Below are 26,739 nucleotides of genomic sequence, written 5' to 3' on the forward strand. Positions count from 1 at the left end.
GGGCGCCCCCGCCGCCATGAGAGACTCGGGCGTGATCGAGACAGGAAAAGCATCGGATTGGGAGGCCCTGGGCCTGGCCGCCTACGACGGCCTCATCGGGCGGCTCGAGGGCTTTCGCGCCCGCGAGGGCCAGCGCGCCATGGCGCAGGAGGTCGCGCGCACGCTGGCGCGCGGCGAACTGGGCGAGGTGGCCGGCGACCCGGACTGCGCCATCGCCGTGGTCCAGGCCGGCACCGGCGTGGGCAAGTCGGCGGCCTACATCAGCGCCGGTGCGGCGATTGCCAAGGCGCGTGGCACCCGGCTGGTGATCTCCACCAGCACCGTGGCCCTGCAGTCGCAGCTGCTCGAGAAGGACCTGCCCGCCCTCGCCGCCGTGGCGCCGGTGCGCTTCACCTTCGCCCTGGCCAAGGGCCGCGGCCGCTACGTCTGCCAGGACAAGCTGCTGCGCCACGCCCTCATCGAGACCGGCACGCAGGACCTGCTGGACTTCGGCGACGACCCGCCCGCACCCACCCCCTCGGGTGACGCGCACGAGGCCCGGGTGCGCTTCTACCGCGGCCTGGCCGACGCCGTCGCCGCCGGCTGGGACGGCGACCGCGACACCCTGCCCGCCCCGCCCCCGCCCGAGGACTGGGCGCCGGTGGCGGCCGAGCGCCACACCTGCACGGTCAAGGCCTGCGCGCACTTCGACGAATGCGCCTACTACCGCGCCCGCCGCAAGCTGGCCGATGCCGACGTGATCGTCGCCAACCACGACCTGCTCCTGGCCAGCATGAACGCGCGCGTGCTGCCCGAGCTCTCCGACAGCCTGCTGGTGATCGACGAGGCCCACCACCTGCCCCGCAAGGCGGTGGAGCAGTTCGCCGCGAGCATGGACCTGAGCCGGCTGCGCTGGCTGGACAAGGCGCCGCGCGCCCTGGCCGGCGTGGCGGCGGAACTCGAGGTCACGCTCACGCAGCCGGTGGAGCCCGCCGCGCGCGAGCTGCGCACCGCCCTCACCGAGCTGGCCCGCGTGCTGGTGGAGCACCTGGGCCGCGACGAGCCGGTGCCCACCGGCGCGCGCCGGCTCGACGAGGCCGAGGTGCAGGAGCTGCTGCGCGAGCCGCTGCGGCAGGTCGCCGCGCACGCGGCCACGCTGATGAATGCCGCCAACGCCCTGGCCACCGAGCTGCGAAGCCGCATGCGGGACAACCCCGGCGCCACCCGCCTGACCGCGATGTTCGCGGCGCTGGGTGGCTTCGCGCCGCACCTCACCGCCACCCGCGAGGCGGCCGAGGGCCTGCTCGCCGAGGGCGACGCCGCCCGCCGCACCGCCAAGTGGTGCTCGGTCGACACCGACGGCAGCTTCCTGGGCATCAAGCTGCATGCCTGCCCCATCCTGCCCGGCGACCTGCTGCGGCAGAACCTGTGGTCCCGCGTGCGCAGCGCGGTGCTGACCTCGGCCACCATCACCAGCTGCGGCAGCTTCGGCTTCTTCCTGTCCGAGGCCGGCCTCTCGCGCGACCCGGCGGTGACCTCGCTGGCGGTGAAGAGCCCCTTCGACTACGCGCGCCAGGGCCGCATCGTGGTGCGCCAGACGCGCGCCTCGCCCAAGGACCTGGCCGCCTTCAACGCCGAGGTGGTGGCCCTGCTGGTCCGCGAGATCGAGGCCCTGCAGGGCGGCGGGCTGGCCCTCTTCACCTCGCGCCGGCACCTGGACCAGGCCGTCGAGGCGCTGGGCGAGCGCCTGCGTGACCGCGTGCTGGTGCAGGGCGCGCGCCCGCGCGGCGCGCTGGTGGCGGAACACGCGCGCCGGGTGCGCGCCGGCCAGCCCAGCGCGCTGCTGGGGCTGGCCTCCTTCGGCGAGGGGCTGGACCTGCCCGGCGACCTGTGCCGCGAGCTGTGGATCACCAAGCTGCCCTTCGCCAGCCCGGACGACCCGGTGGGCGAGGCCCGCGCCGACTACGTCGAGGCCAACGGCGGCAACGCCTTCTCCGACCTGGTGGTGCCCGAGACCGGCGTGCGCCTGCTGCAGTGGACCGGCCGCGGCATCCGCACCGAGACGGATACCGCGCGCATCACCATCTTCGACCGGCGCATCACCGAGCAGGCCTACGGCCGCCGCATCCTGGCGGGGCTGCCGCCCTACCCGGTGGAGGTGGTGCCGGCGGGCTGAGGCGGCGCCCTGCCGCCGCCCGCGGGGCCCCGGGGACCCGCAGGCGAAGGCGGCCTCGCCGTCAGAGACCGGAGTACCTCGGCACCGCCTTGCGCAGCGCGGCGCCCACCACCGCACGGAAGCGGGCGTTGTGCAGGCACATGCCGCCGGCCAGGCCCACCGCGCAGCCGACCACGGTGTCGACCAGGCGCGCCATCATCAGCGCCTCGGGCGGCTGGCTCCCGAGCTGCGCGGCCTCGGCCAGCAGGATCGTCATCGGCGTGATGAACACCACGGCCAGGCCGTAGTGGCGCACCACCAGGGTCTCGACGATGAAGGCCAGCAGGGTCAGCAGGGCGGCGATGCCCCAGTCCCCCAGCGACAGCGTGGCCAGCGCCCCGAAGACCGCCAGGCCCGCCGCGGTGCCAAGGATGCGGTGGAACTGCCGCACCCACACCGCCCGCAGCGAGACGCCCTGGATCACCGACAGGCAGCTCACGGGCACCCAGTAGGGGCGGGGCAGCTGCAGCAGCTGCGCGAGGGCGAGCGAGAGGCCGACGAAGGCGCCGATCACCACCGCGTCGACGACCACGAAATCGAAGTCGGGCCGAAGCGGCGGCGCCGGCACGGGCGGCGCGCGCCGCAGCCGCAGCAGGCTGTAGGCGAAGGCGATGACCACGCCCAGCACGCAACCCATGGTGAGCAGGCCGATGTGCGTTTGCGCCTCGCGCAGGGAGCTGGGCGTGTAGGCGCCGATGGCCGCCGCCATCACGAAGAACAGGCCGCCCGGCGGCGGCACCGCGTAGAAGCGGCACACCATGGTCACCGCGATGGTGATCAGGGTCAGCAGGGGCAGCGTCAGCGGCGCATACAGGTGGCTCAGGACCCCCAGGGTGTAGCAGGCCACCAGGCCGAAGGCGCAGGCCATGAGCCAGGCCATGCGGTGCGCCAGCGGGGTGCCGGGCAGGTAGAGGAACACCAGGCCGCCGAGCGAGGCGACCAGGCCGTTGCCGAGGTGACCCGCCGCCGCGCCGATGAAGATCGGCAGGCCGGTGGCCAGGGCCGCGGCCAGCGGCATCGCCAGCGGGCGCTCGCTGGCCGTGAGCGTGGTGAGGTGGCGCCACTCGGCCGCCACCACGCCCCGGGCCCGACCGAGGGCGGCGCGCAGGCGAGGGAGGCGGTTCATCCGCGGGATTATCGGCGGGCCTCGCGTGTCACCTGCGCGGCGGCGCCCGGCGCGGGCGCCGCGTAGAGTCGCTGCCAACGCAACTTTCCCGGCCCGCGCCGGCCCGCCGCATGACCACTCGCCGCGCCACCCTCCAGGCCCTGGGGGCCGCCGCCCTCGCCGCCGGTGCGCCCTGGCCCGCGCGCGCCCAGGCCGCGTGGCCGCCGGCCAAGGGCATCCGCTTCGTCGTGCCCTTCGTGCCCGGCGGCACCTCGGACATCGTGGGCCGCGCCGTGGCCACCGAACTGACGTCGCAGCTGGGCGTGCCGGTGGTGGTGGACAACAAGGCCGGCGGCGGCGGCGTCCCGGCCATGCAGGACGTGGCGCGGTCGCCGGCCGACGGCAGCACCGTGATCCTGGGCCACGTGGGCTCGCTGGCGGTGAACCCGCTGATCTTCAAGGACACCGGCTACGACGTGAACCGCGACTTCGCGCCGGTGACGCTGCTGGTCAAGGTGCCCAGCCTGTTCGTCGTGCACCGCGACGTGCCGGTGCAGGACTTCAAGTCCTTCATCGCCTATGCGAAGGCGCGGCCCGGGCAGCTCAATTACGGCTCCGCGGGCAACGCCAGCGCGGGCCACCTGGCGATGGAGTGCCTGAAGCTGGCGACCGGCACCTTCATGACGCACATTCCCTACCGCGGCACCGGCCCCGCCCTCACCGACCTGCTCGCGGGCAGGCTGCAGGTGTTCTCGGCGGGCACGCCGGCGCTGCTGCAGCACATTCGCAGCGGCGCCCTGCGCTGCATCGCCACCGGCACCCGCCAGCGCGTGCCGGTGCTGCCCGACGTGCCCACGGTGGCCGAGATGGGCTACCCCGACTTCGAGACCGTGCAGTGGTACGGCATGCTGGCCCACGCGCGCACGCCGCCCGAGATCCTGGAGCGGCTGCAGCGCGAGTGCTTCAAGGCCCTGCGCATGCCGGCGGTGGCCGAGCGCTTCGCCGCGGAGAGCGCGGTCGTCGACGGCGGGCCGGGCACGCAGTTCGCGGCCTTCATCGCGAAGGAGCAGGCGCGGTGGAAGGACGTGGTGGTGCGGGGGAAGATCAGGCCGGATTGAGCGGGGCCGCGAGGCGCACGCGCCACGCCAGCGGCAGCGCCCCCCAGGTGACGCCCAGCACGGCCAGCCAGAGGTTCCCCGCGCGCCAGGCGTCCGGCGAATAGGCGGCCAGCATCTCGCCCATCGTGCGGTGCTGCACGAGCGCGCCGAAACCGAACTCGAAGGCCAGCGTCGCTGCCAGCCACAGGCTGCCCGCCGCCAGGGCCTGGCCGGCCGAGACCGGGCCGATCCACCGCACCGTGGCCAGCGCCACGCCCAGGATCGCCAGCGACAGGACGAGGCCGCTGGCCACCAGCGCACCGCGCGGCCCCATGACGGGGACCAGCGCCAGCTCGCGCAGGGCACCGTTCACGAAGGCCAGCGCCAGCACCGCACACCAGGCCACCAGGGCCCGCCCGCAGGTTCGAATCATGGGCGGAGTATGGCCTCCCGCGATGCCCGCCCGACGCAGGCGCGGCCTGCCCGTTTTTTAGGCATTGCGTGGAAGCCCAGCACCGGCGCGGCTTCCGAGGGTTTTCCCTGGGACTGTCCACAGCCTCGCCCACAGGCGCTGGGGGCAACTTCCGCGGACGCCGCCGGGGGCCTGACTGGCGGCTGCGGCGGCTCCGGCGGTCCGCCCCGCCGGCGTTGACGCACTGCGGCGCCAGGCAGGATCCTCGCCCCGCCAGCGGCCATCGACCGTCGCCCAGGCCCCACCCATGACAACCTCCCCCGCGTGGACCCCGCTGATCATTGCCCATGCCTCGGCCGCCGCCGCGGCGCTGCTGCTCGGTGGCGCCGTGCTCGCGCGGCGCAAGGGCACCGCGGGCCACCGCCGCCTGGGCTGGACCTGGGTCGTCCTGATGGCACTCGTCGCGCTCCTGTCCTTCGGAATCCGCGACCGCGGCTTCGGCTGGATCCACGCCTTGTCCGTGTTCACGCTGGCGATGCTGGCCACGGGCCTGGTGTTCGCGCACCGGGGGCAGGTGGCGCGCCACCGGGGGACGATGGTCACGCTCTACTTCGCCGCCCTGGTCGTCACCGGCCTGTTCACGCTGCTGCCGAACCGCCGGCTCGGCCAGGCCCTCCTCTCGGGCCTGGGCCTGCTTCAATAGGTCGTCGACACCGTCACGCGCACCGAGCGGGGCTCCACCGGGTGCAGGTGCAGGTCCTCCACGCCACCCGGCGCCTCGCCGCGGAGCCGGGAGGCGTAGAAGTACTCGACGTCGCTGGCCTTGCGGTTCAACAGGTTGAACACGTCCACCCGGAACTGCGTCTGCGGGGTGAGGCGGTAGGCGACACGGACCTGGGCCAGCGTGGACGGCGACGACCGCTGCGAGCCGTCCTCCACCAATGGGCGCGGGCCGACATGGCGCAGCTGCACATGGCCGGACCACGCGCCCGGCCCGCTGACCGTGGCGCCCAGCGATGCCACCCGCCCCGCCGCCCCGGGCACCGCGTCGCCCGCCGGGTCGGGCTGCGTGAAGCGCGCGCGGGACCACGCCATCGCCAGGTCCCACTGCAGCCATGGCACGACGCGCCAATGGATGTCCCACTCGAGGCCGCGCCGGCGGCTGGCGCGGCTGGGGGCGGTGTCACCGGCATCGCCGGAGAACACCAGCTCGGACGCCAGGCGCAGCTGCCACAGCGCCAGCGAGCTTTGCAGCCCCCGCAGCACCTGCGTGCGCAGCCCCAGCTCGGCCCCGCGCGAGCGCACCAGCGGCGTGACCGGCTCCACGGGCAGCCGCTCGCGCGGCGCCAGGCGGGCCACCGTGCCGCGGGCGTCGTTGCTGTGGAAGCCGGTGCCCGCGTTGACGAACACCTCGGTCGCCGACCACGGACCGAGCACCAGCGCCAGCCGTGGCGAGACGATGGACGCCGCACGGCGGCCGCTGTTGTCGGCCAGGGAGCTGGCCACATCGAAATCGAACCGGTCACCGCGCACGCCGGCCACCGCCCGCAACCACGGCAGCCATTGCGTGTCGTTGGCCAGGTGCACGCCCAGGGAGGACTGCCGCACTCGGCTCTCCTGGATCAAGGCCACCCGTTCGCGCGCCTCGGTGGCATGCAGGCCCACCGGGTCGATGCGGTCCCGGCGCACCTGCAGGCCCAGCGTGGTGGTGCCGTCGCGCCCGCCCGGCGCGGTGTCCCAGCGCCGGCTCACCGCACCGCCCAGGACGGCGCGCCGCTCGGACTGCGCGAACTGGTCGCCGCGCACGCCTGCGGCATCGACGCCGGGCAGGTCGGCCGGGTGCAGCAGCCACCCGGTGAAGTTGGAGTACAGGTCGAGGCGCGAGCGGATCGTGTAGGCGGAGGCCTGCCACTGCCCGTCGCGCACCTGGCGCTGCCAGTTCCAGGACAGGCTGGACCGCGCGGTCGTTCCGCCGTCGGTGGGGTCGAGCGTGCCGAAGCGGTCCACCCGGCCCGCGGCCAGCGCGCGCTGCGGCACCTGGTCGGTGGCGTACCAGCCGGCGCGGTAGCCCATGCCGGTGAGCGACCAGCGCTGCGGTCCGTCCGCCTCGCTGTAGCGAAGTACCGCGTTGCTGCGACGGGCCTGCTCGGGCCGCTGCCATGGGCCGTCGCCGTGCGAGCCCTCGAGCGCATGCAGCAGCTGCCCGCGCCCGAGCGCGCGGCTCTGCGCCAGCAGGACCCGCGCGTGGCGCCACGTGCCCCCGGTGACCTCGGCCACCGGGCGGGCCAGCGTGTCGCGCAGCTGCAGGCGGGCCGAGCCGGCGGAGGAGAAGTCACCGTCCTGCGCGTCGTAGGGGCCCTTGCGGAAGCCGATGCGGTCCACCAGCTCCGGCACCAGCCAGTTCAGGTCGGAGTAGCCCTGGCCGTGGGCATGCGAGGGCATGTTCACCGGCATGCCGTCGACCCAGGTCGCGAAGTCGGTGCCGTGGTCCAGGTTGAAGCCGCGCAGGAAATACTGGTTGGCCTTGCCGGCCCCGGAGTGCTGCGTCACCACCAGGCCGGGGACGAACTCCAGCACCTCGGCGGGGCGCAGTGTCGGCCGTCGCTCGATCAGCGTGGCGGTGGCGACGCCGGCGCTGGCCGCGTCGAACGCGCCGACCGCGGTGTCGTAGTGGCCCTGGATGGTGACCTCAGGCAACGAGGGCCCGGCCTGCGCGGACACGCCGGCGGCGGCCGCCGCGAACACGACCGCCACCGCGGGCCGCAGGCGCCGACCCGGCCTCATGCGCACGGGCGCGCCTTCAAAGGTCCACCTTCATCTCGGCGAACAGGCTGCGCTGCGGATAGGGATGGAAATTCCAGTACCGCTCGCCGGTGAGGTTGTCGATGCCGAAGGCCAGCGCGGTGGTCTTCGTCAGCTGGTGGCGCACGCGCAGGTCCAGCACCAGGAAGCGGCTCACGCCCATGTAGGTGAAGCCATTCACGTCGCTGTTGTTCAGGGTGCGGTACTGGGTGCCGCTGTAGCGGGCGGCCAGGGTCGTCGTCCACTCGGGCGTCCAGCGGTAGCTGGCGGTGGCGGCGGCGCGCCAGCGCGGGATGTTGGGCTGGCGCTTGCCGAGCGTGTCGCCCGGCACCGCGACGAAGCCGGCGTTCTCGCGGATCCGCGAGTCGGCCCAGGTGAGGCTGGCGGTGAGGTCCAGGCCGCGCGCGAGGGCGTCCCAGGCCGTGGCGGCCGCCTCCACGCCGCGCGTGGCGATGCGCCCCACGTTCTGCACGCGGGTGACGTTGAGGTTGGCCGCGGGGTCGAACAGCGCCTGCGAGTACAGCGCGTCGCGCGTGTCCTCGGCGAAGCCGGTCACGCGCAGCAGGCCCTGGCCCAGGTCCTTCTCGGCGCTCAGCTCGCCGGTCCACGAGCGCTCGGGGCGCAACGCGGGGTCGTTGATGTAGCGCGCGTTGGCGGTGGACGTCGCGCCATAGAGTTCGGCCACCGTGGGCATGCGCACCGCGCGGCCCAGGGCCGCCTTGAGCACGGTGCCGGGCTGCCACTGCCACGAGACGGCCGCCTTGGGCGAGAAGAAGGTCGCCTCGCGCGAGGGCCAGGCGGCATCCACCGCGGGCACCGCGCCCGGGATGCGCGTGCGCCCCGCCTCGGCGGACCACTGCTCCAGGCGCCCGCCCAGCACCGCCTTCCAGCGCGGCGCGAAGGCCCAGGTGTCCTGCGCCCAGGCACTGCGCAGGCGGGTGCGCCCGCCGGTGTCCGACACCAGCGGGCCGGGCTCGCCGTCGATCCACGAACCCGCCGTGCCGCGGGTGCGGTAGTCGAGCGCGAAGCTGTCCTGCTGCAGGCCGGCATCGACCACGTGGCGGCCCTGCGCGCCCACCGGCCGCCAGGTGCCCTTGACGGCCAGGGTGGTCCAGCCGGTGCCGCTGCCGTCGGCCACCGTGCCGGCGCCGCCCGCCTCGGCGGCGGGCAGCGGGTTGTTCGCCGCGTTCTGGCGCTTGAGGTCGCGCGCGTAGCGGTAGCGGCTGGCCGCCATCTCCCAGTCGAACTCGCCCTGGGTGTGGCGCTTGAGCGCCAGGCCCTGGCTCACGTGGGTGAGGGACTCGCGCGTGAGCGGGAAGTCGGCGCCCGAGAGGGGCGCGAAGCTGCGGCCGTCGATGTGGATGGGGCCGCTGGTGACCGGCCGGCCCGCGGCGTCGCGCAGCCAGGACGCCGGCCGCCCCTCGGCGTCGTTCTGCCAGGCGCCGACCGTGTAGGTGGCGCGCAGCGTCGGGCTGAAGTCGTAGGCCAGCCTGGCCTTGGCATGGTCCTGCCGCGAGGTGTACTGCGTGGCTGCCCCCAGGAGGTACCAGGGCGCGTTGGCGCCGTTGCGCCCGAGGACCGCGCCGGTCACCGGGGTGCCCGTGCCGCCCGGCGTGCCGCTGGCGAGCAGGCGCGTGGCGAAGGTCAGGGGCTGGCCCTCGGCCTCGGTGCGGTGCAGGTTGAACCACCAGGCCCAGTCGCCGGCGCGGCTGCCCGCCGAGGCGCTGGCCTGCCAGCTGCGGTAGGCGGCCTGCGTGCCGCCGTACTCGAAGGGCTGGCGGCTCAGGCCCGCCTTGCCATGCGCCTCGAAGCGCGTGGGCATGCGGGTGGTGTACTCCACGACCGCGCCCACCGAGTTGCCGGGGTAGGCGGCGGAGAACGGGCCGTACATCACGTCGACCCGCTCGATCTCCTCGGGCGTCACCAGGCCCCAGCGCGGGGGAAAGGACAGCCCGCCGACGCCGTTGCCCAGGAAGTTGGACAGCAGGATGCCGTCGGCATACACCGCCGAGCGCGCGCTGTTGCCGGTGCCGGAGGCGCGGCTGGAGAGGATGGCGTGGTTGTAGTCGCCGACGTAGCGCTTGCGCACCAGCAGGCTGGGGAGGTACTTGAGCGCGTCCCCGCTGTCGGTAGCGTTGATGTCACGCTCGATCTGGGCGCGGGTGATGCCCTCGACGGTGGCGGGAATCTGCGTGGGCAGCGAGGTGGGCGCGCCGCTGGTGATGGTGACCACGCCCAGGGACCGGGCGGGCTCGTCATTCGCCTGCGCGCGGGCGTGCGGCGCGAGGCATCCGGCCGCAGCCAGGGCGGCGGCCAGGGAAAATTTCTGCATGGGGGCTCCTGGATTCCAAGGAGCCGGCGCCTAGGCGCCGGCACGGCGGGATCAGGCGCGGGTGGGCGGGCCGCGTGGCGGCAGCGGCGCCCCGGCCCGCGGGCCGGTCGGCCGGTCGCCACGCCAGGCAAGGAAGCCGGGCGCGGCCGGTGCGACGCCATGCGCCGCAGCGACTGTCGGCGGCGGCGCCGCCACGGACAGGCACAGCGCACACTGAACGGAGTGCGCCTTGGCGGCAGCCGCATCGCCCTCCTCGTGGACGACCCAACGGCCATCGCCGCTGGCGGAGCAGACCCAATCCAGCGGCGGCGGGTGGACCGACGGCGCCGCCGCCGCCACGCCCAGCGCCACGACGAACCATGCCAACACGAGCAGGGTGAGGTGGCGAGCGCGCAGGCGGGAGAACATGGGAGGCGGGATTATGCCGGGGGTACGCAGGCCAGGCCGCGCTTGTCCCGCACGCGTGCGACGCCGGGCGCGCCCTCCCCGGCTCAGGCAGGCATGGCCGCCAGCGTCAGGTCGATGGCCTCGCCCAGCGCCTGCAGGGCCACGGTGGCGTCCTGGGGCGCATGCATGCGTGCCATCACGTCCTCGGTCTCCTTGCAGACGCGGGCCAGGTGCCGCGCGCCCACGGTGCCGGCCGTGCCCTTGAGCGTGTGCGCCAGGCGCACCGCGTCCTGCTGCGCGCCGCTGCGGCAGGCCTCCACCAGCATCGCCAGCGTGCGTGGGGCCTCGGCGCGGAACAACGGCAGCAGCTCGTCGTAGAGGGACTCGATGCCGCCCAGGCTCTCGACCGCGCCCGCCCGGTCCAGGAGCGCCTCCCGGGGCGCCGTCCCATCGCGCGCTTCGGTCGCGGCCGGCATGTCCGCCGAGCCAGGCGCCTCCTGCGGCGCCTTCGCCACGGGCACAGGCGCGGGGGCCGGCAGGTCGCCCCGCGGCGCGGCCGGCACCCCGGGGCGCGCATGGGCGCGCAGCACCGCCACCAGCTCGCGCAGCACGAAGGGCTTGGCCACATGGTCGGTCATGCCCGCCTCCAGGCACTCGCGGCGGTCGGACTCCATGGCGTTGGCCGTCATGGCCACGATCGGCAGGTCGGCGAAGCCCTCGATGCGGCGGATGGCCCGCGTCGCCTGCAGGCCGTCCATGCGCGGCATCTGCCAGTCCATCAGCACCAGGTCGTAGCCGCCGGCGCGGACCTTCTCCACCGCCTCGACGCCGTCCACCGCGATGTCCACGCGCGCCCCCTGCCGCGAGAGCAGCTCGCGGGCCACCATCTGGTTGTTCTCGTTGTCCTCGGCCACCAGCAGCCGCAGGCCCGCCAGGGGCAGGTCGTCCGGCTGCGCCGGGGCCTGGCGCGGCGCGCGCGGCGCATCGACGCACTGCGCCAGCAGCCGCGGCGTCACCGGCCGGGTGAGGCAGGCCGCGAGGTGCCGCCGCCGCTGCGGCTCGAGCTGGGCCACCAGCTCCTGGACCTCGGCCGTCCCCAGCACGATCACCGGCGGGCCGTCGTCGCCCAGCGCGTCGCCGATGCGGCGCGCGGTCTCCAGGGCGACCTCGCGGTCCATGAGCCAGTCGATGAAGACGGCATGCCAGCCGCCTTCCAGCGCGCGCGCGATTGCCTCGTCCGCAGTGCCCGCCTCCACCACATCCCAGCCCAGCGCGCGCAGCATCGCGGCATGGGCCTCGCGGGTGATGGCGCGCGGGTCTGCCACCAGCACGCGGCGGTGCGGCGGCGGCGCGGCGCCGTCGTCGGGCGCGGCCGGCAGGTCCAGGCGGAAGAAGAACCGGCTGCCCTCGCCGGCACGGCTTTCCACGCGCAGCTCGCCCCCCAGCAGGGCCACCAGCCGCCGGCTGATCGCCAGGCCCAGGCCGGTGCCGCCGAACCGCCGCGTGGTCGAGGCCTCGGCCTGCCCGAAGTCCTCGAACAGCCGCTGCAGCTGGCGCGGCGCGATGCCGATGCCGGTGTCGCGGATCGAAAACTCCACGCACACCGTGCTGCCGTCCCGCGCCACCGGCGCCACGGACAGCACCACCGAGCCCCGCTCGGTGAACTTGATCGCGTTGCCGGCCAGGTTGATCAGCACCTGGCGCAGGCGCATGTCGTCGGTTACCAGGCGCGCCGGCAGCTGCGGGTGCAGGTCGAACAGCACGTCGACCGGCTTGGCCCCGACCGCGGTCGCCAGGATCACCGAGAGGTCCCGCAGCAGCGCGTCGACCTCGAAGGCGCGCGGGTCCAGCGTCATCTTGCCGGCCTCGACCTTGGAGAAGTCCAGGATGTCATTGAGGACGCTGAGCAGGGCCTGGGCCGCGCCCTCGGCCTTGCGGATGTAGTCCTCCTGCTGCCCCGTCAGCGGGGTGTGCTGCACCAGCTGCAGCATCCCCAGCACCGCGTTCATGGGGGTGCGCAGCTCGTGGCTCATGTTGGCCACGAAGCGGCTCTTGGCCTCGCTGGCGCGCAGCGCGTCGTCGCGGGCCTGGCGGATCTCGGTGACGTCCAGGCCGATGGCGAAGAAGCCCTGGACGCGCCCGTCCGCCACGTCGGGGATGTAGTGGACCTGGCGGGTGCGCACCGGGCCGCCAGGGTCGGGCCCGGTTCTCTCGAAGGTCTGGCGCTCGCCGCCCAGGGCTGCGCGGATGCGGTCCGGCCGCTCGGGCTGGTCGGCGCAGTCGCCATACAGCTCGGTCCAGTGGCAGCCCGGCATGGGCAGCCCCTTGTGCGCGTGGCCGGCCAGGAACTCGGAGTTGGCAAAGCGGCAGCGGCCGGCACTGTCCCAGTACGCAACGCGCCCGGGGATGCTGTCGGTGACCAGCCGCATCAGGTTCTCGCTGGCACGCAGCGCGGCCTCGGCCTGGCGGCGCGCCGAGTGGTCCACGTAGGTGAGGATGAAGCCGCCGTCGGGCATCGGCCCGGCGTGGATCTCCAGCAGGCGTCCGTCGGGCAGCTGGCGCTCGAAGCGGTGCGCTTCGGTGATCGGGACCCAGGCCTCGGCATTCGCCGGTTCGCCGTCCGCCTCGACGCGGTACAGGAGCGTGGAGATGGCGAGGTCCGGCACCACCTCGCCCTCCGGCAATCCCAGCAGCCGGTGCAGGAAGGCGTTCTGCGCGACGACGCGCAGGTCCTTGTCGAACACGCTCAGGCCGCAAGGCAGGTTGTCCAGCACGGCGTGCAGGCGCTCGTTGCCGCGCGCCAGGTCGACAGAGGCGCGCTCGAGGTCCGCGGTCATGCGGTGCGCCAGGGCCAGGGCCCGGGCCCGGCCCTGGGCAATCAGGCCGGCGAGCATCGCCACCACCAGCGTGATGACGGTGCCGGCGACGGCCACCGTCACCGTGCCTGGCGACAGGCCCAGCACGGTGGGATGCAGGCGCGGCTTGGCCGCGGCCTGCAGCGTCATGAGGCGCTCCCCGACGCGGAACGAACGCTCGCCCTGCATCGTGCGGCCGGCATAGCCACCCTCGCCCCGCGTGAGCACCGCGGCGTCGACCAGGCCCTGCGAATCCGACATCAGCCGCCCCTCGGCGGGCAGGCCGTCGTAGAGACGGTAATCGAGCATGAAGTCGGTGAAGGCCTGCAGGTCGCCGAGGATCTCGCTGGCCACGATGGCGGCGTGCAGCAGGCCCACCAGCCGCCCGGAGCCGTCGGCGCTGTCCTCCCGCACCGGCAGCAGCGCCACCCATCCCGGGCCGCCCTGCTGGTCCTGCAGCAGCGTGACCCGGGGCGTGAGCGTGGTCAGCCCGCTGGACAGCGCCTGATCGATGGTGGTGCGGCGCACCGGGTCGGCGCCCAGGTCGAAGCCCAGGGCGGCCTCGTTGGCCGCCAGGGGCTCGATGTACTTCACCAGGTACAGGTCCGGCTGCGCGCCGCGGGATTTCACCTGGAAGGCCGGCCGGCCCGCCGCGTGCTGCGCGTCGACGAAGGCCTTCAGCCGGTCACGCTCCACCCGCACGACCAGCCCGAAGCCGCGGATGCCTCGGAACTCGTGCCACAGGTTGCGACGATCGAGGGCGCGGCGGAACTCGTCGGCGGTCATCCCCGGGCGCAGTGCCACCGCGCCGCTGAGCCCGCGCAAGCCGTTTTCCGCGCGCTCGATGCGTCGGACGATCTCGTGCGCAAGCCGGTCCACGTGGCCCTCGAAGGTCTGGACCGAGCGCACGCGGGCGGCGCGTTCGGTGGCCACGGCCACCCAGGCCGTCAGCGAGACGCCGAGCAGCAGGATCAGGGGAACGCCCCACGCGCCGAGGCGGGCGACGGCGCGCCGCAGGAGCATGGAGGGCGCGAGCCTGGCGGGCCCCTCCCCGGACGGCGTCGGCATGTCAGGGACCTCCGGGGCGCCAGTGGCGGGTGGGAACGGGGACGGCGCACAGGCTCATGGCCGTGCTTTCGGCAGGGCGCGCCGGAACTTGAAGTGGACGATGCGGCCGGCCCCTGCGCGGGCCGGCGGGCCCGCAGCGCCCGTAATCAGGCGCAGCGTGCGCGGCAGGCGGGTCTGGAGCACCGACATGCCGAACGGGGAGCGAGTACCTGCCCATTAATTGGGCATCGCGTGGAAACCCAAGCCTGGCGCGGCTTCCAGGGGTTCTTCATGAACCTGTCCACAGCCTCGCCCACAGGCGCCGGGGACAACTGCGCCGTGGCCGGCCGCCATGAAAAAAGCGGCCCGCAGGCCGCTTCTTCGCAAGGAGGAATGAGGCTTACGCCGCCACCTTGTCCGCCACTTCCTTGTACTCGCCGATCTGGTCGAAGTTCATGTACTGGTAGATCTTGTCGCCGTTGGCGTTGATCACGCCGATGTCCTCCAGGTACTCCTGCTTGGTCGGGATGCGACCCAGCTTGGAGCAGATGGCGGCCAGTTCGGCGGAGCCCAGGTACACGTTGGTGTTCTTGCCCAGGCGGTTCGGGAAGTTGCGGGTGGAGGTGGACATCACCGTCGCGCCTTCGCGCACCTGCGCCTGGTTGCCCATGCACAGCGAGCAGCCGGGCATTTCGGTGCGGGCGCCAGCCTGGCCGAACACGCCGTAGTGGCCTTCCTCGGTCAGCTGGTGCTGGTCCATCTTGGTCGGCGGGGCGACCCACAGCTTGACCGGGATGTCGCGCTTGCCTTCGAGCAGCTTGGAAGCGGCGCGGAAGTGGCCGATGTTGGTCATGCACGAGCCGATGAACACTTCGTCGATCTTGGCGCCGGCGACGTCGGACAGGGTCTTCACGTCGTCCGGGTCGTTCGGGCAGGCCACGATCGGCTCGGTGATCGTGTTCAGGTCGATCTCGATCACGGCGGCGTACTCGGCGTCGGCGTCGCCCTTGAGCAGCTGCGGGTCCTTCAGCCAGGCTTCCTGGGCGGCGATGCGGCGCTGCAGGGTGCGGGCGTCGGAGTAGCCATTGGCGATCATCCACTTCATCAGCGTGATGTTGCTGTTGATGTACTCGATCACCGGCTCCTTGTTCAGGTGCACCGTGCAGCCGGCGGCGGAGCGCTCGGCGGAGGCGTCGGAGAGCTCGAAGGCCTGTTCCACCTTCAGGTCCGGCAGGCCCTCGATCTCGAGGATGCGGCCGGAGAAGATGTTCTTCTTGCCCTTCTTCTCCACGGTCAGCAGGCCCTGCTGGATCGCGGCCAGGGGGATGGCGTTGACCAGGTCACGCAGGGTGACGCCGGGCTGCATCTGGCCCTTGAAGCGCACCAGCACGGACTCCGGCATGTCCAGGGGCATCACGCCCGTGGCGGCGGCGAAGGCCACCAGGCCGGAGCCGGCGGGGAAGGAGATGCCGATCGGGAAGCGGGTGTGCGAGTCGCCGCCGGTGCCCACGGTGTCGGGCAGCAGGAAGCGGTTCAGCCAGGAGTGGATCACGCCGTCGCCGGGGCGCAGGGAGATGCCGCCGCGGGTGGAGATGAAATCGGGCAGCTCGTGGTGCGTCTTGACGTCCACCGGCTTCGGGTAGGCGGCGGTGTGGCAGAAGGACTGCATCACCAGGTCGGCCGAGAAGCCCAGGCAGGCCAGGTCCTTCAGCTCGTCGCGGGTCATCGGGCCGGTGGTGTCCTGGGAACCCACGGAGGTCATGCGCGGCTCGCAGTAGGTACCCGGGCGGATGCCCTGGCCTTCCGGCAGGCCGCAGGCGCGGCCGACCATCTTCTGGGCCAGCGTGAAGCCCTTGCCCGTGTCCTTCGGGGCCTGGGGCAGGCGGAACAGCGTGGAGGGCGGCAGGCCCAGGGCCTCGCGCGCCTTGGCGGTCAGGCCGCGGCCGATGATCAGCGGAATGCGGCCGCCGGCGCGCACTTCGTCGAACAGGACCTCGGACTTGACGGTGAACTCGGCGATGACTTCGCCGTTCTTCAGGGCCTTGCCTTCATAGGGGCGCAGCTCGATGACGTCGCCCATGTCCATCTTGCTCACGTCGAGCTCGATGGGCAGCGCGCCGGCGTCTTCCATGGTGTTGTAGAAGATCGGGGCGATCTTGGAGCCCAGGCAGACGCCGCCGAACTTCTTGTTCGGGACGAAGGGGATGTCCTGGCCGGTGAACCACAGCACGCTGTTGGTGGCCGACTTGCGCGAGGAGCCGGTGCCCACCACGTCGCCGACATAGGCCACCAGGTGGCCCTTGGCGCGCAGGTCCTCGATGAACTTGATCGGGCCGCGCTTGCCGTCTTCCTCGGGGGTGATGCCGGGGCGGGCGTTCTTCAGCATCGCCAGGGCGTGCAGCGGGATGTCGGGGCGGCTCCAGGCGTCCGGGGCGGGCGACAGGTCGTCGGTGTTGGTTTCGCCGGTCACCTTGAACACGGTCAGGGTCAGGCTCTTGGGCACTTCGGGGCGGCTGGTGAACCACTCGGCGTCGGCCCAGGACTGCATCACGGCCTTGGCGTTGGCGTTGCCCTTGGCGGCCTTCTCCTGCACGTCATGGAACTGGTCGAACATCAGCAGGGTGTTCTTCAGGCCGTTGGCGGCCACCTGGCCGACTTCGGCGTCGTCCAGCAGGTCGATCAGGGGGCTGATGTTGTAGCCGCCCAGCATGGTGCCGAGCAGCTCGGTGGCCTTGGCGCGGGAGATCAGGGCGCACTTCTCGGTGCCGTGGGCCACGGCGGCCAGGTAGGAGGCCTTGACCTTGGCGGCGTCGTCCACGCCGGCCGGCACGCGGTGCGTGATCAGGTCGACCAGGACCTGCTCCTCGCCTGCGGGCGGGTTCTTCAGCAGCTCGATCAGTTCGGCGGTCTGCTTGGCCGACAGCGGCAGCGGCGGGATGCCGAGCTTGGCGCGTTCGGCGACGTGGTCACGATAGGCTTGCAGCATGGTTGCTCCGTTGGGATTGAAAGGGGTTGTCAGTTCTTCGGCGCCGGGTCCAGCAGGCTGGGCGGCGGGTTGGTCTTCAGGGCCTGGGCGAAGGTGACCTGCTCGGGGCTCTGGCACTCGTCGGCCAGGCGCTGGCCCAGCTTCTGGCTCATGAGCATGGACTTGTTCCCGAGCTGCAGCCACATCGCGCCGCGCTTGGGGTCCTCCAGGCGGATCGCGCCGGTGCGGCTCTCGGCCGGGTGCATGCGGAAACGCAGGCCCTTGTTGGTGGACACCAGGAAGTAGCCTTCGCGCTTCAGCGCCCGGACCGTGACCTTGCCGCCGAGTTCGCATTGCATCTCGCCGACATGCACGGCGCGTGCCACTTCGAGCTCCAGCGGGGAGAGGTCGTGGGTGGGCTCGTCCTCGATGGGCGTGCGCTCCTCGACGGCCTTGACCGCGCCGGGGGCCAGCGAGGCGGCGACCGGAGGCTTGATCGCGGGCCGTGCCGGCGCCTTGGGCGCGGCGGCGGACTGGGCCATCGCCAGCGCGGGCATGGCGGCGGCGAGCAACACGAGGATGGCCTTCATGGTCACGGCTCCTGGAACCACTGCCTCACGGATTCGGGCAGGGCGCGTCCGGTCTGGTGCGCCTTCTCGAGCACCTGCCAGTGGTAGCGGTAGCTCGCCCGGTCTTCGAGTTTGCCACCGTGGCTGATCGGTGCCCAGTCGGCGGCCACCGCGGCCGAGATGATCTGGCTGGCGGTGTCGATCTCGTCCTCGCCGGGGGCGAAGACCTCGAGCAGCACGCGGATCTGGTCCGGGTGGATGCTCCACATGCGGGTGTAGCCCAGCTCGCGCGAGGCGCGGCGCGCGGCCTGCGCGAAGGCGGCCTTGTCCTTGAACTCGGTGACCACGCAGTGGGAGGGCACCTTGCCGTGCGCGTGGCAGGCGGAGGCGATCTCCATCTTGGCGCGCAGCACCAGGGGGTGCGTGAACTGGCCGGCGACGCCCATGGCCTCGCCGGGGATGGCCCCGCCGTGGGCGGAAACGAAATCCATCAGGCCGAAGCTGATGGACTGCACGCGCGGGTGCGCGGCGATGTCGAAGGCGCGGTGCACCGCGGCGGGGGATTCCACCAGCGCATGCAGGGGCAGCGACGTGGCGCCGGCGGCATCGACGGCGCGCACCGCGCGCTCGATGTCGGCGACCGACTCCACTTTCGGGATCATGAGGTGGCACAGGCGGGAGCCGGCCCGGCTGGCGATGTGGTCGATGTCGGCCTCGAAGGCCGGATGGTCCACCGCGTGGACCCGGACCGCGACGCGCGCACCCGGTGCGCTGGCCAGGGCCAGCTCGGTCACCAGGGCGGCGTGGTCGGCCTCGCCTCCCACCGGCGCGCCGTCTTCGCAATCGAGCGTGACGTCGAAGACGCAGGCGCCGAACTCCTCGGCCATCTCGGCCTGGAGCTGGAGGCTTTTCCGCATCCGCGCCTCGACGCCGCTGTAGTGGTCACAGACCGGCAGGACGCCGGCACGCGCCTGGGCGCCGAGGAGGACGCTACGCGGATGCACTGCGGGTACGCGGTTTACAGCAGGTGGGCGACGCCGGCCTGCTCGTCCTGCAGTTCCTTCAGCGTCTTGTTGATGCGTTCCTGGCTGAAGGCATCGATTTCCAGGCCCTTGACGATCTCGTACTTGCCGTCCTTGGTGATGACGGGGAAGCCGAACATGACGTCCTTGGGGATGCCGTAGTCGCCGTTGGAGGGCACGCCCATGGTGACCCACTGGCCGTTGGAGCCCAGGGCCCAGTCACGCATGTGGTCGATGGCGGCGTTGGCGGCGGAGGCGGCGGAGGACAGGCCGCGCGCCTCGATGATGGCGGCGCCGCGCTTGCCCACGGTGGGCAGGAACACGTCGGCGTTCCAGACCTGGTCGTTGATCAGGTCCTTGACGGACTTGCCGCCGATGGTGGCGAAGCGGTAGTCGGCGTACATGGTGGGCGAGTGGTTGCCCCACACGGTCAGCTTCTCGATCTCGCCGACCTTGCCGCCGGTTTTGGCGGCGATCTGCGAGGCGGCGCGGTTGTGGTCCAGGCGCAGCATGGCGGTGAAGTTCTCGCGCGGCAGGTCCGGCGCGGACTTCATGGCGATGTAGGCGTTGGTGTTGGCGGGGTTGCCCACGACCAGGACCTTGACGTTGCGCGAGGCGACGGCGTTCAGGGCCTTGCCCTGGGCGGTGAAGATCTGGGCGTTGGCGGCCAGCAGGTCGGCACGCTCCATGCCGGGGCCGCGGGGACGGGCGCCGACCAGCAGGGCGTAGTCGGTGTCCTTGAAGGCGGTCATCGGGTCGGCGTGGGCTTCCATGCCGGCCAGCAGCGGGAAGGCGCAGTCCTCGAGCTCCATCATCACGCCGCGCAGGGCCTTCTGGGCCTTCTCGTCGGGGATTTCGAGCAGTTGCAGGATGACGGGCTGGTCCTTGCCCAGCATCTCGCCGGAGGCGATGCGGAACAGCAGGGCGTAACCGATTTGGCCGGCAGCGCCGGTGACGGCGACGCGAACGGGTTTCTTGCTCATGGAAATCTCCGGTGAAGTGATAAGAAATCAGGGCCGGCGCAAGCGGCGCCGGCGCAGGCGCGCGCGCACCTGCGACAGCCGGCGAGTGTAGCGCCGAAAACGCCGCAGGGTCAATTTGTCTTATGTCTTATATAAGATATGATTTGCGCTGTTCACGCACCGTCCATGGCATCCACCTCCTCCCAACCGGCCGACCCCGCCGCCCTGCCCCAGGACGGCGGCGCCACGCCCGCCTTCAGCCCCCTGTACCAGCAGATCAAGGGGCTGATCCTGCAAAGCCTGCAGGCCGGCGAGTGGAAGCCGGGCGAGGCCATTCCCAGCGAGATGGAGCTGGCCGCGCGCTACCGCGTGAGCCAGGGCACGGTGCGCAAGGCGATCGACGAGCTCGCCGCCGGCAACCTGGTGGTGCGCCGCCAGGGCAAGGGCACCTTCGTGGCCACCCACGCCGAGCACCAGGCGCAGTACCGCTTCCTCAAGCTGGTGCCCGACTCGGGCGACCAGGTCAGCGAGGGCCCGGCCGAGCGCACCATCGTGGAGTGCCGGCGGGTGCGCGCCACCGCCGACATCGCCCGCTCGCTGGCGATCCGCCCCGGCGACGCGGTGGTGCAGGTGCGCCGGGTGCTGGCCTTCGGCGGCACGCCGACCATCCTGGAAGACCTGTGGCTGCCCGGCGCCGCGTTCAAGGGCATCTCGGCCGAGCGCCTGGCCGAGTGGCGCGGCCCCACCTACGCGATGTTCGAGCTCGAATTCGGCGTGCGCATGCTGCGCGCCGAGGAGAAGATCCGCGCCGTCGCGGCCGACGCGCAGCAGGCGGCGTTGCTCCAAGTCCACAAGGGCAGCCCGTTGCTGTCGGTAGAACGTCTGGCTTTTACGTACAACGATGTTCCTATGGAGCTGCGCCGCGGCCTGTACCGCACTGATACGCACCACTACCGCAACGATCTGAATTGAAAAGACCTCGGCGAACTGTCGCGGGTCATGCCTGAAGGCTCCGCGTCAGCCTGTCGCGTTGAAATAGAATTTACGGTTGTCAAGAAAGCCCACCCCCGCCATGACAGAACTCACCAAGAAGCGGCCCGAATTCCGCAACATCAATGCCCTCTCGGACCTGCCGACCTACCGGCTGCCCGCCGCCGGCATCGTCTCCATCCTGCACCGCGTCAGCGGCGTCCTGATGTTCGTGCTCATGCCGTTCATCATCTGGATGTTCGACACCTCCGTGTCCTCCGAGATTTCGTTCGCCCGCTTCAAGGCCGCCTTCGAGGGCGGCCTTGGTTTTGTCCCGGGCTGGTTCCTCAAGCTCGTGGCCCTGTCCCTGATCTGGTCCTACCTGCACCACTTCATCGCCGGCCTGCGCCACATCCGCATGGACCTGAGCCACGCCGCCGTCGACAAGAAGTCCGGCGCCGCTTCGGCCAAGGTCGTCCTCGTGCTGAGCGTCGCCCTGACCGTGGTCCTCGGCGCCAAGCTGTTCGGCCTGTACTAAGTATTTCCAGGAGCAAACCAACATGTCCGTGAACTACGGCTCCAAGCGCATCGTCACCGGCGCGCACTACGGCCTGCGTGACTGGCTGGCCCAGCGCGTCACCGGCGTCGTGATGGCCCTCTTCACCCTGATCGTGCTGGCCCAGGTGCTGTTCACCGCCGGCCCGATCGGCTACGACAAGTGGGCCGGCATCTTCGCCGCCCAGTGGATGAAGGTCCTGACCTTCTCCGTCATCGTCGCCCTGCTGTACCACGTGTGGGTCGGCGTGCGTGACGTCCTCATGGACTACATCAAGCCGCTGGGCATCCGCCTGGCCCTGCAGATCTTCTCCATCGTCTGGCTGGTCGGCTGTGCCGGCTGGGCCATCCAGGTCCTGTGGCGCCTGTGATCCGGAGACAACGAGCATGACCTACTCCTCCAAGAACATCACCAAGCGCAAGTTCGACGTCGTCATCGTCGGTGCCGGCGGCTCCGGCATGCGCGCCTCGCTGCAACTGTCCCGCGCCGGCCTGAACGTGGCCGTCCTGTCCAAGGTCTTCCCGACCCGCTCCCACACCGTGGCGGCGCAGGGCGGCATCGGCGCCTCCCTGGGCAACATGTCCGAGGACAACTGGCACTACCACTTCTACGACACCATCAAGGGCTCCGACTGGCTGGGCGACCAGGACGCCATCGAGTTCATGTGCCGTGAAGCGCCGAAGGTCGTGTACGACCTGGAGCACATGGGCATGCCCTTCGACCGCAACCCGGACGGCACCATCTACCAGCGCCCGTTCGGCGGCCACACCGCCAACTACGGCGAGAAGCCGGTGCAGCGCGCCTGCGCCGCGGCCGACCGCACCGGCCACGCCATGCTGCACACGCTGTACCAGCAGAACGTCAAGGCCAAGACCAGCTTCTTCGTCGAGTGGATGGCCCTGGACCTGATCCGCGACGCCGACGGCGACGTGGTCGGCGTGACCGCCCTCGAGATGGAAACCGGCGACCTGCACATCCTGCAGGCCAAGACCGTGCTGCTGGCCACCGGCGGCGCCGGCCGCATCTTCGCCGCCTCCACCAACGCCTTCATCAACACCGGTGACGGTCTGGGCATGGCGGCGCGCGCCGGCATCCCGCTGGAAGACATGGAGTTCTGGCAGTTCCACCCCACCGGCGTGGCCGGCGCGGGCGTGCTGCTCACCGAAGGCTGCCGCGGCGAAGGCGCCATCCTGCTGAACTCGAACGGCGAGCGCTTCATGGAGCGCTATGCCCCGACGCTGAAGGACCTGGCCCCGCGTGACTTCGTCTCGCGCTGCATGGACCAGGAAATCAAGGAAGGCCGTGGCTGCGGTCCCAACAAGGACCACATCCTCCTGAAGCTGGACCACCTGGGCGCCGACACCATCCACAAGCGCCTGCCCTCGGTCTACGAGATCGGCGTGAACTTCGCCAACGTCGACATCACCCGCGAGCCGATCCCGGTCGTGCCCACCATCCACTACCAGATGGGCGGCATTCCGACCAACATCAATGGCCAGGTGGTGGTGCAGAACAGCAAGAGCGACAACGACATCGTCAACGGCCTGTACGCCGTGGGCGAGTGCTCGTGCGTGTCGGTGCACGGCGCCAACCGCCTGGGCACCAACTCGCTGCTGGACCTGCTGGTGTTCGGCCGCGCCGCCGGCAACCACATCGTCGAGTTCAACGACAAGAACAAGGAGCACAAGCCCCTGCCGGCCGACGCTGCCGACCGCACGCTGGAGCGCCTGAACCGCCTGGAAGCCGACTCCTCCGGCGAATACGCCCAGGACGTCGCCAACGACATCCGCGCCGCCATGCAGCAGCACGCCGGCGTGTTCCGCACCCAGGCCGGCATGGACGAAGGCGTCCAGAAGATCAACGCCATCCGCGAGCGCGTGGGCAAGATCGGCCTGAAGGACAAGTCCAAGGTGTTCAACACCGCCCGCATCGAGGCGCTGGAAGTCGAGAACCTGATCGAGGCCGCCCAGGCCACGATGACCTCGGCCGCCGCACGCCGCGAGTGCCGCGGCGCCCACACCGTGTACGACTACGAGCGTCCCGCCGATGACGCCGTCGCCCCGCTGGGCCGCGACGACGCCAACTGGATGAAGCACACCCTGTGGCACAGCGCGGACAACAGCCTGACCTACAAGCCGGTCAAGCTCAAGCCGCTGACCGTCGAGTCGGTGCCGCCCAAGGTCCGCACCTTCTAAGCCCGCAGAAGTACCCGAGAGATCACCATGAAACGCACCTTCCAGATCTACCGCTACGACCCGGACAAGGACGCCAAGCCGTACATGCAGACCGTCGAGATCGAACTCGACGGCAACGAGCGCATGCTGCTGGACGCCCTGATGAAGCTCAAGGCGCAGGACCCGACCCTGTCGTTCCGCCGCTCCTGCCGCGAAGGCGTGTGCGGCTCCGATGCCATGAACATCAATGGCAAGAACGGCCTGGCCTGCCTGACGAACATGAACACGCTCAAGGGCACGATCGTCCTGAAGCCGCTGCCGGGCCTGCCGGTGGTGCGCGACCTGATCGTGGACATGACGCAGTTCTTCAAGCAGTACCACTCGATCAAGCCGTACCTGATCAACGACACGATCCCGCCCGAGAAGGAGCGCCTGCAGTCGCCCGAGGAGCGTGAAGAGCTCAACGGCCTGTACGAGTGCATCCTGTGCGCGAGCTGCTCGACCAGCTGCCCCAGCTTCTGGTGGAACCCCGACAAGTTCGTCGGCCCTGCCGGCCTGCTGCAGGCCTACCGCTTCATCGCGGACAGCCGCGACCAGTCCACCGGCGAGCGTCTCGACAACCTCGAGGACCCGTACCGCCTGTTCCGTTGCCACACCATCATGAACTGCGTGGATGTCTGCCCGAAGGGCCTGAACCCCACGATGGCGATCGGCAAGATCAAGGAACTGATGGTCCGCCGCGCCGTCTGACGGCACGGGCGTGGATCTTGCAATGACCGACGAGCCAATCGATGAACGCGCGCTCAGCAAGCTCAAGTGGCGCTGCCGCCGGGGCCTGCTGGAGAACGACCTGTTCATCGAGCGGTTCTTCCAGCGCCACGAGCGCGGGCTGACGGTGCGGCAGGCCAACGCCCTCAACGGGCTGATGGACCTGTCCGACAACGACCTGCTGGACCTGCTGCTGCGGCGCAGGGAGCCTGACGGCGCACTCGACACCGCCGACGTGAGAGAAGTGCTCGAGATGCTGCGGACCTGATTTGAAGGAAGACTTATGAAACTCGCCGACAACAAAGCCACCCTGTCGTTCTCCAACGGCAGCCCCAGCGTCGAGATGCCCGTGTACCAGGGCACCATCGGCCCCGATGTGATCGACATCCGCAAGCTGTATGCGCAGACCGGCATGTTCACGTACGACCCGGGCTTCCTGTCCACCGCGTCGTGCCAGTCGGCGATCACCTACATCGACGGTGACAAGGGCGAGCTGCTGTACCGCGGCTACCCCATCGAGCAGCTGGCCACCCAGTGCGACTTCCTGGAAACCTGCCACCTGCTGCTGTACGGAGACCTGCCGGACGCCAAGGGCAAGGCCGACTTCACCCAGCGCGTGACCATGCACACCATGGTCAACGAGCAGATGCAGTTCTTCCTGCGCGGCTTCCGCCGTGACGCCCACCCGATGGCCGTGATGACCGGCCTGGTCGGCGCCCTGTCGGCCTTCTATCACGACAGCACGGACATCAACAACCCGGAGCACCGCGAGATCTCGGCCATCCGCCTGATCGCCAAGATGCCCACGCTGGTGGCGATGGCCTACAAGTACAGCGCCGGCCAGCCGTACATGTACCCGAAGAACAACCTGTCGTACACCGCGAACTTCATGCAGATGATGTTCGCCACGCCGTGCGAGGAGTACAAGCCCGACGACGTGCTGGTGCGCGCCCTGGACCGCATCTTCATCCTGCACGCCGACCACGAGCAGAACGCCTCCACCTCCACGGTGCGCCTGTGCGGCTCCTCCGGCACCAACCCGTTCGCCGCCATCGCGGCCGGCGTGGCCTGCCTCTGGGGCCCGGCCCACGGCGGCGCCAACGAGGCCTGCCTGACCATGCTGAACGAGATCCAGCAGGCCGGCGGCGTGGCCAAGATCGGTGACTTCATCAAGCAGGCCAAGGACAAGAACTCCAACGTCAAGCTGATGGGCTTCGGCCACCGCGTGTACAAGAACTACGACCCGCGCGCCAAGCTGATGCAGGAAACCTGCAAGGAAGTGCTGGGCCACCTGGGCGTGGAAAACGACCCGCTGCTGCAGATCGCCCAGGCACTGGAGAAGATCGCCCTGGAAGACGAATACTTCGTGTCGCGCAAGCTGTACCCGAACGTGGACTTCTACTCCGGCATCGTGCAGCGCGCCATCGGCATCCCCACCTCGCTGTTCACCGCGATCTTCGCGCTTGCCCGCACCGTGGGCTGGATTGCCCAGCTGAACGAGATGATCGGCGACCCCGAGTACAAGATCGGCCGTCCCCGCCAGCTGTTCAACGGCTCCGCCAAGCGCGACGTCAAGCCCATCGCCCAGCGCTGACCGGCTGCTTCGGCCCCCACGACAAAGCCCGCTTCGGCGGGCTTTTTCTTTTTCCGCGCCGCCCCCCCCTCGCAGACACCTGCCGCGGGAAAACCCGGGACTGGTGCTCGTTGATCTCCCCTATTCTCTGAAATCCAACTGAAATCCCAGCCGGATTTCAGGCACAAGGATTGCTTATTCGCTCCCATCAACGGAGCGCAACCGGTCTTAAACAGGAGAACCTCATGACGGAACTGACGGGAATCAAGGCGTTGGCATTCGACGCCTACGGCACTGTGTTTGATGTGCATTCGGTCGTCGCGCTGGCGGAACAGATGTTTCCGGGCAAGGGCCAGGCCCTCAGCCAGCTCTGGCGCGCCAAGCAGATCGAATACATGTACCTGCGCACCCTGATGGGGCGGTATATCCCCCACAACGAAAACACCGAGGCAGCCCTCAAGTACAGCCTGAAGTTCCTGCAGCTTCCCGGGGGGGAGAGCGAGCGACGCAAGCTGATGAGCGCCTACGAATCGCTCACGCCCTTCCCCGACGCAGCCGCGGCCCTGCCCCAACTGGCGTCCATCAAGCGCTCCATCCTGTCCGTTGGCACGCCGGACCTGATCAACGCACTGGTTAGGAATTCGGGCCTGGCAGACCAGTTCGACAAGCTGTTCAGCGTGGACGCGGTGAAGGTCTACAAGCCGCATCCGCAGACCTACCTGATGGCCATCGACCACTTCGGTGTCGAGCGCCATGAAGTGGGCTTCGTGACTTCCAATTTCTTTGATGTCGCCGGCGCCCGCGCCTTCGGCTTCAAGGTCATCTGGATCAACCGCAAGGCGGACTTGCCGGATGAACTGGGCCTGCTGCCCCACGTCGAGCTGCGAAGCATCGAGCAACTCCCGCAAGTGCTTGGAATCCGGTCCTCCGAGGCGGTCGCCGCCTGACCC

General features: G+C 70.8%; 21 protein-coding genes. 11 read left to right on the forward strand and 10 right to left on the reverse strand.

Annotated elements, in window-relative coordinates; translation table 11 throughout:
* Positions 1–16 precede the first annotated feature (16 nt).
* Positions 17–2,155, forward strand: a complete 2,139-nt coding sequence (gene dinG, locus ACFQZY_RS07690; protein WP_377414666.1) for an ATP-dependent DNA helicase DinG — start codon at positions 17–19, stop codon at positions 2,153–2,155.
* Between the two features lie 61 nt (positions 2,156–2,216).
* On the opposite strand, the gene ACFQZY_RS07695 is transcribed toward dinG, so the two are convergent.
* Positions 2,217–3,320 (reverse strand): FUSC family protein, encoded by a 1,104-nt coding sequence (locus tag ACFQZY_RS07695; RefSeq protein ID WP_377414668.1) that lies wholly within the window; start codon positions 3,318–3,320, stop codon positions 2,217–2,219.
* A gap of 110 nt (positions 3,321–3,430) precedes the next feature.
* Here ACFQZY_RS07695 and ACFQZY_RS07700 point away from each other — a divergent pair, with 110 nt between their 5' ends.
* A complete protein-coding gene (locus ACFQZY_RS07700; protein ID WP_377414671.1) occupies positions 3,431–4,417 on the forward strand; it encodes a Bug family tripartite tricarboxylate transporter substrate binding protein in 987 nt (328 codons plus the stop codon).
* On the opposite strand, the gene ACFQZY_RS07705 is transcribed toward ACFQZY_RS07700, so the two are convergent.
* Positions 4,404–4,829 carry a hypothetical protein gene (locus ACFQZY_RS07705; protein ID WP_377414673.1) on the reverse strand — a complete coding sequence of 142 codons (426 nt, stop codon included), beginning with the start codon at positions 4,827–4,829 and terminating at the stop codon, positions 4,404–4,406. The two genes, ACFQZY_RS07700 and ACFQZY_RS07705, sit on opposite strands and share 14 nt — an antisense overlap.
* A 286-nt stretch (positions 4,830–5,115) precedes the next feature.
* Between ACFQZY_RS07705 and ACFQZY_RS07710 the strand changes: the two genes are divergently transcribed.
* Positions 5,116–5,511 (forward strand): DUF2306 domain-containing protein, encoded by a 396-nt coding sequence (locus ACFQZY_RS07710; protein WP_377414675.1) that lies wholly within the window; start codon positions 5,116–5,118, stop codon positions 5,509–5,511.
* On the opposite strand, the gene ACFQZY_RS07715 is transcribed toward ACFQZY_RS07710, so the two are convergent.
* The 8 genes from ACFQZY_RS07715 to ACFQZY_RS07750 all read right to left on the reverse strand — a co-directional run bounded on the left by ACFQZY_RS07715 (position 5,505) and on the right by ACFQZY_RS07750 (position 19,770).
* Positions 5,505–7,592, reverse strand: coding sequence for a TonB-dependent receptor (locus tag ACFQZY_RS07715; protein ID WP_377414677.1), 2,088 nt, complete (start codon positions 7,590–7,592; stop codon positions 5,505–5,507). The genes ACFQZY_RS07710 and ACFQZY_RS07715 overlap by 7 nt on opposite strands.
* A 16-nt stretch (positions 7,593–7,608) precedes the next feature.
* Positions 7,609–9,942, reverse strand: coding sequence for a TonB-dependent receptor (locus ACFQZY_RS07720; protein ID WP_377414679.1), 2,334 nt, complete (start codon positions 9,940–9,942; stop codon positions 7,609–7,611).
* A 51-nt stretch (positions 9,943–9,993) separates the two neighbouring features.
* On the reverse strand, positions 9,994–10,350 hold the full coding sequence (locus ACFQZY_RS07725) for a DUF2946 domain-containing protein (protein WP_377414681.1): 357 nt from the start codon (positions 10,348–10,350) through the stop codon (positions 9,994–9,996).
* Between the two features lie 83 nt (positions 10,351–10,433).
* Positions 10,434–14,252 carry a CHASE domain-containing protein gene (locus ACFQZY_RS07730; protein WP_377414683.1) on the reverse strand — a complete coding sequence of 1,273 codons (3,819 nt, stop codon included), beginning with the start codon at positions 14,250–14,252 and terminating at the stop codon, positions 10,434–10,436.
* 379 nt (positions 14,253–14,631) lie between these two features.
* Positions 14,632–17,217, reverse strand: coding sequence for a bifunctional aconitate hydratase 2/2-methylisocitrate dehydratase (locus tag ACFQZY_RS07735; protein WP_377414685.1), 2,586 nt, complete (start codon positions 17,215–17,217; stop codon positions 14,632–14,634).
* 29 nt (positions 17,218–17,246) lie between these two features.
* The gene (locus ACFQZY_RS07740) at positions 17,247–17,786 is read right to left on the reverse strand and encodes a hypothetical protein (protein ID WP_377414688.1); all 540 of its coding nucleotides are present in this window, start codon (positions 17,784–17,786) and stop codon (positions 17,247–17,249) included.
* 2 nt (positions 17,787–17,788) lie between these two features.
* A complete protein-coding gene (locus ACFQZY_RS07745) occupies positions 17,789–18,769 on the reverse strand; it encodes an HpcH/HpaI aldolase/citrate lyase family protein (RefSeq protein WP_377414690.1) in 981 nt (326 codons plus the stop codon).
* Between the two features lie 14 nt (positions 18,770–18,783).
* On the reverse strand, positions 18,784–19,770 hold the full coding sequence (locus ACFQZY_RS07750; RefSeq protein ID WP_377414693.1) for a malate dehydrogenase: 987 nt from the start codon (positions 19,768–19,770) through the stop codon (positions 18,784–18,786).
* A gap of 165 nt (positions 19,771–19,935) precedes the next feature.
* On the opposite strand from ACFQZY_RS07750, the gene ACFQZY_RS07755 reads away from it, so the two are divergent.
* From ACFQZY_RS07755 to ACFQZY_RS07790, 8 genes are all read left to right on the forward strand, one after another.
* On the forward strand, positions 19,936–20,721 hold the full coding sequence (locus ACFQZY_RS07755) for a GntR family transcriptional regulator (RefSeq protein ID WP_377414696.1): 786 nt from the start codon (positions 19,936–19,938) through the stop codon (positions 20,719–20,721).
* A 100-nt stretch (positions 20,722–20,821) separates the two neighbouring features.
* On the forward strand, positions 20,822–21,256 hold the full coding sequence (gene sdhC, locus ACFQZY_RS07760; protein ID WP_377414699.1) for a succinate dehydrogenase, cytochrome b556 subunit: 435 nt from the start codon (positions 20,822–20,824) through the stop codon (positions 21,254–21,256).
* A gap of 22 nt (positions 21,257–21,278) precedes the next feature.
* A complete protein-coding gene (sdhD, locus tag ACFQZY_RS07765; RefSeq protein ID WP_377414701.1) occupies positions 21,279–21,644 on the forward strand; it encodes a succinate dehydrogenase, hydrophobic membrane anchor protein in 366 nt (121 codons plus the stop codon).
* 16 nt (positions 21,645–21,660) lie between these two features.
* Positions 21,661–23,469, forward strand: a complete 1,809-nt coding sequence (gene sdhA, locus ACFQZY_RS07770) for a succinate dehydrogenase flavoprotein subunit (protein ID WP_377414703.1) — start codon at positions 21,661–21,663, stop codon at positions 23,467–23,469.
* Positions 23,470–23,496: 27 nt separating this feature from the next.
* Positions 23,497–24,198: a succinate dehydrogenase iron-sulfur subunit gene (locus tag ACFQZY_RS07775; protein ID WP_377414705.1), complete on the forward strand. Its 702-nt coding sequence runs from the start codon at positions 23,497–23,499 to the stop codon at positions 24,196–24,198.
* A gap of 22 nt (positions 24,199–24,220) precedes the next feature.
* Positions 24,221–24,484 (forward strand): succinate dehydrogenase assembly factor 2, encoded by a 264-nt coding sequence (locus ACFQZY_RS07780; RefSeq protein ID WP_377414707.1) that lies wholly within the window; start codon positions 24,221–24,223, stop codon positions 24,482–24,484.
* A gap of 15 nt (positions 24,485–24,499) precedes the next feature.
* Positions 24,500–25,810: a citrate synthase gene (locus tag ACFQZY_RS07785; protein WP_377414709.1), complete on the forward strand. Its 1,311-nt coding sequence runs from the start codon at positions 24,500–24,502 to the stop codon at positions 25,808–25,810.
* A 224-nt stretch (positions 25,811–26,034) separates the two neighbouring features.
* On the forward strand, positions 26,035–26,736 hold the full coding sequence (locus ACFQZY_RS07790; protein ID WP_377414711.1) for a haloacid dehalogenase type II: 702 nt from the start codon (positions 26,035–26,037) through the stop codon (positions 26,734–26,736).
* Positions 26,737–26,739 lie beyond the last annotated feature (3 nt).

It is taken from the genome of Ramlibacter sp. GCM10027632, assembly GCF_042675325.1.
In the GTDB taxonomy this organism is placed as follows: Bacteria; Pseudomonadota; Gammaproteobacteria; order Burkholderiales; family Burkholderiaceae_C; genus Ramlibacter.

Bases quoted from the DNA above. Each gene is read 5' to 3' on its own strand.
- dinG (WP_377414666.1), top strand. From the start codon at position 17: ATGAGAGACTCGGGCGTGATCGAGACAGGAAAAGCATCGGATTGGGAG.
- ACFQZY_RS07695 (WP_377414668.1), bottom strand. From the start codon at position 3,320: ATGAACCGCCTCCCTCGCCTGCGCGCCGCCCTCGGTCGGGCCCGGGGC.
- ACFQZY_RS07700 (WP_377414671.1), top strand. From the start codon at position 3,431: ATGACCACTCGCCGCGCCACCCTCCAGGCCCTGGGGGCCGCCGCCCTC.
- ACFQZY_RS07705 (WP_377414673.1), bottom strand. From the start codon at position 4,829: ATGATTCGAACCTGCGGGCGGGCCCTGGTGGCCTGGTGTGCGGTGCTG.
- ACFQZY_RS07710 (WP_377414675.1), top strand. From the start codon at position 5,116: ATGACAACCTCCCCCGCGTGGACCCCGCTGATCATTGCCCATGCCTCG.
- ACFQZY_RS07715 (WP_377414677.1), bottom strand. From the start codon at position 7,592: ATGAGGCCGGGTCGGCGCCTGCGGCCCGCGGTGGCGGTCGTGTTCGCG.
- ACFQZY_RS07720 (WP_377414679.1), bottom strand. From the start codon at position 9,942: ATGCAGAAATTTTCCCTGGCCGCCGCCCTGGCTGCGGCCGGATGCCTC.
- ACFQZY_RS07725 (WP_377414681.1), bottom strand. From the start codon at position 10,350: ATGTTCTCCCGCCTGCGCGCTCGCCACCTCACCCTGCTCGTGTTGGCA.
- ACFQZY_RS07730 (WP_377414683.1), bottom strand. From the start codon at position 14,252: ATGCCGACGCCGTCCGGGGAGGGGCCCGCCAGGCTCGCGCCCTCCATG.
- ACFQZY_RS07735 (WP_377414685.1), bottom strand. From the start codon at position 17,217: ATGCTGCAAGCCTATCGTGACCACGTCGCCGAACGCGCCAAGCTCGGC.
- ACFQZY_RS07740 (WP_377414688.1), bottom strand. From the start codon at position 17,786: ATGAAGGCCATCCTCGTGTTGCTCGCCGCCGCCATGCCCGCGCTGGCG.
- ACFQZY_RS07750 (WP_377414693.1), bottom strand. From the start codon at position 19,770: ATGAGCAAGAAACCCGTTCGCGTCGCCGTCACCGGCGCTGCCGGCCAA.
- ACFQZY_RS07755 (WP_377414696.1), top strand. From the start codon at position 19,936: ATGGCATCCACCTCCTCCCAACCGGCCGACCCCGCCGCCCTGCCCCAG.
- sdhC (WP_377414699.1), top strand. From the start codon at position 20,822: ATGACAGAACTCACCAAGAAGCGGCCCGAATTCCGCAACATCAATGCC.
- sdhD (WP_377414701.1), top strand. From the start codon at position 21,279: ATGTCCGTGAACTACGGCTCCAAGCGCATCGTCACCGGCGCGCACTAC.
- sdhA (WP_377414703.1), top strand. From the start codon at position 21,661: ATGACCTACTCCTCCAAGAACATCACCAAGCGCAAGTTCGACGTCGTC.
- ACFQZY_RS07775 (WP_377414705.1), top strand. From the start codon at position 23,497: ATGAAACGCACCTTCCAGATCTACCGCTACGACCCGGACAAGGACGCC.
- ACFQZY_RS07780 (WP_377414707.1), top strand. From the start codon at position 24,221: ATGACCGACGAGCCAATCGATGAACGCGCGCTCAGCAAGCTCAAGTGG.
- ACFQZY_RS07785 (WP_377414709.1), top strand. From the start codon at position 24,500: ATGAAACTCGCCGACAACAAAGCCACCCTGTCGTTCTCCAACGGCAGC.
- ACFQZY_RS07790 (WP_377414711.1), top strand. From the start codon at position 26,035: ATGACGGAACTGACGGGAATCAAGGCGTTGGCATTCGACGCCTACGGC.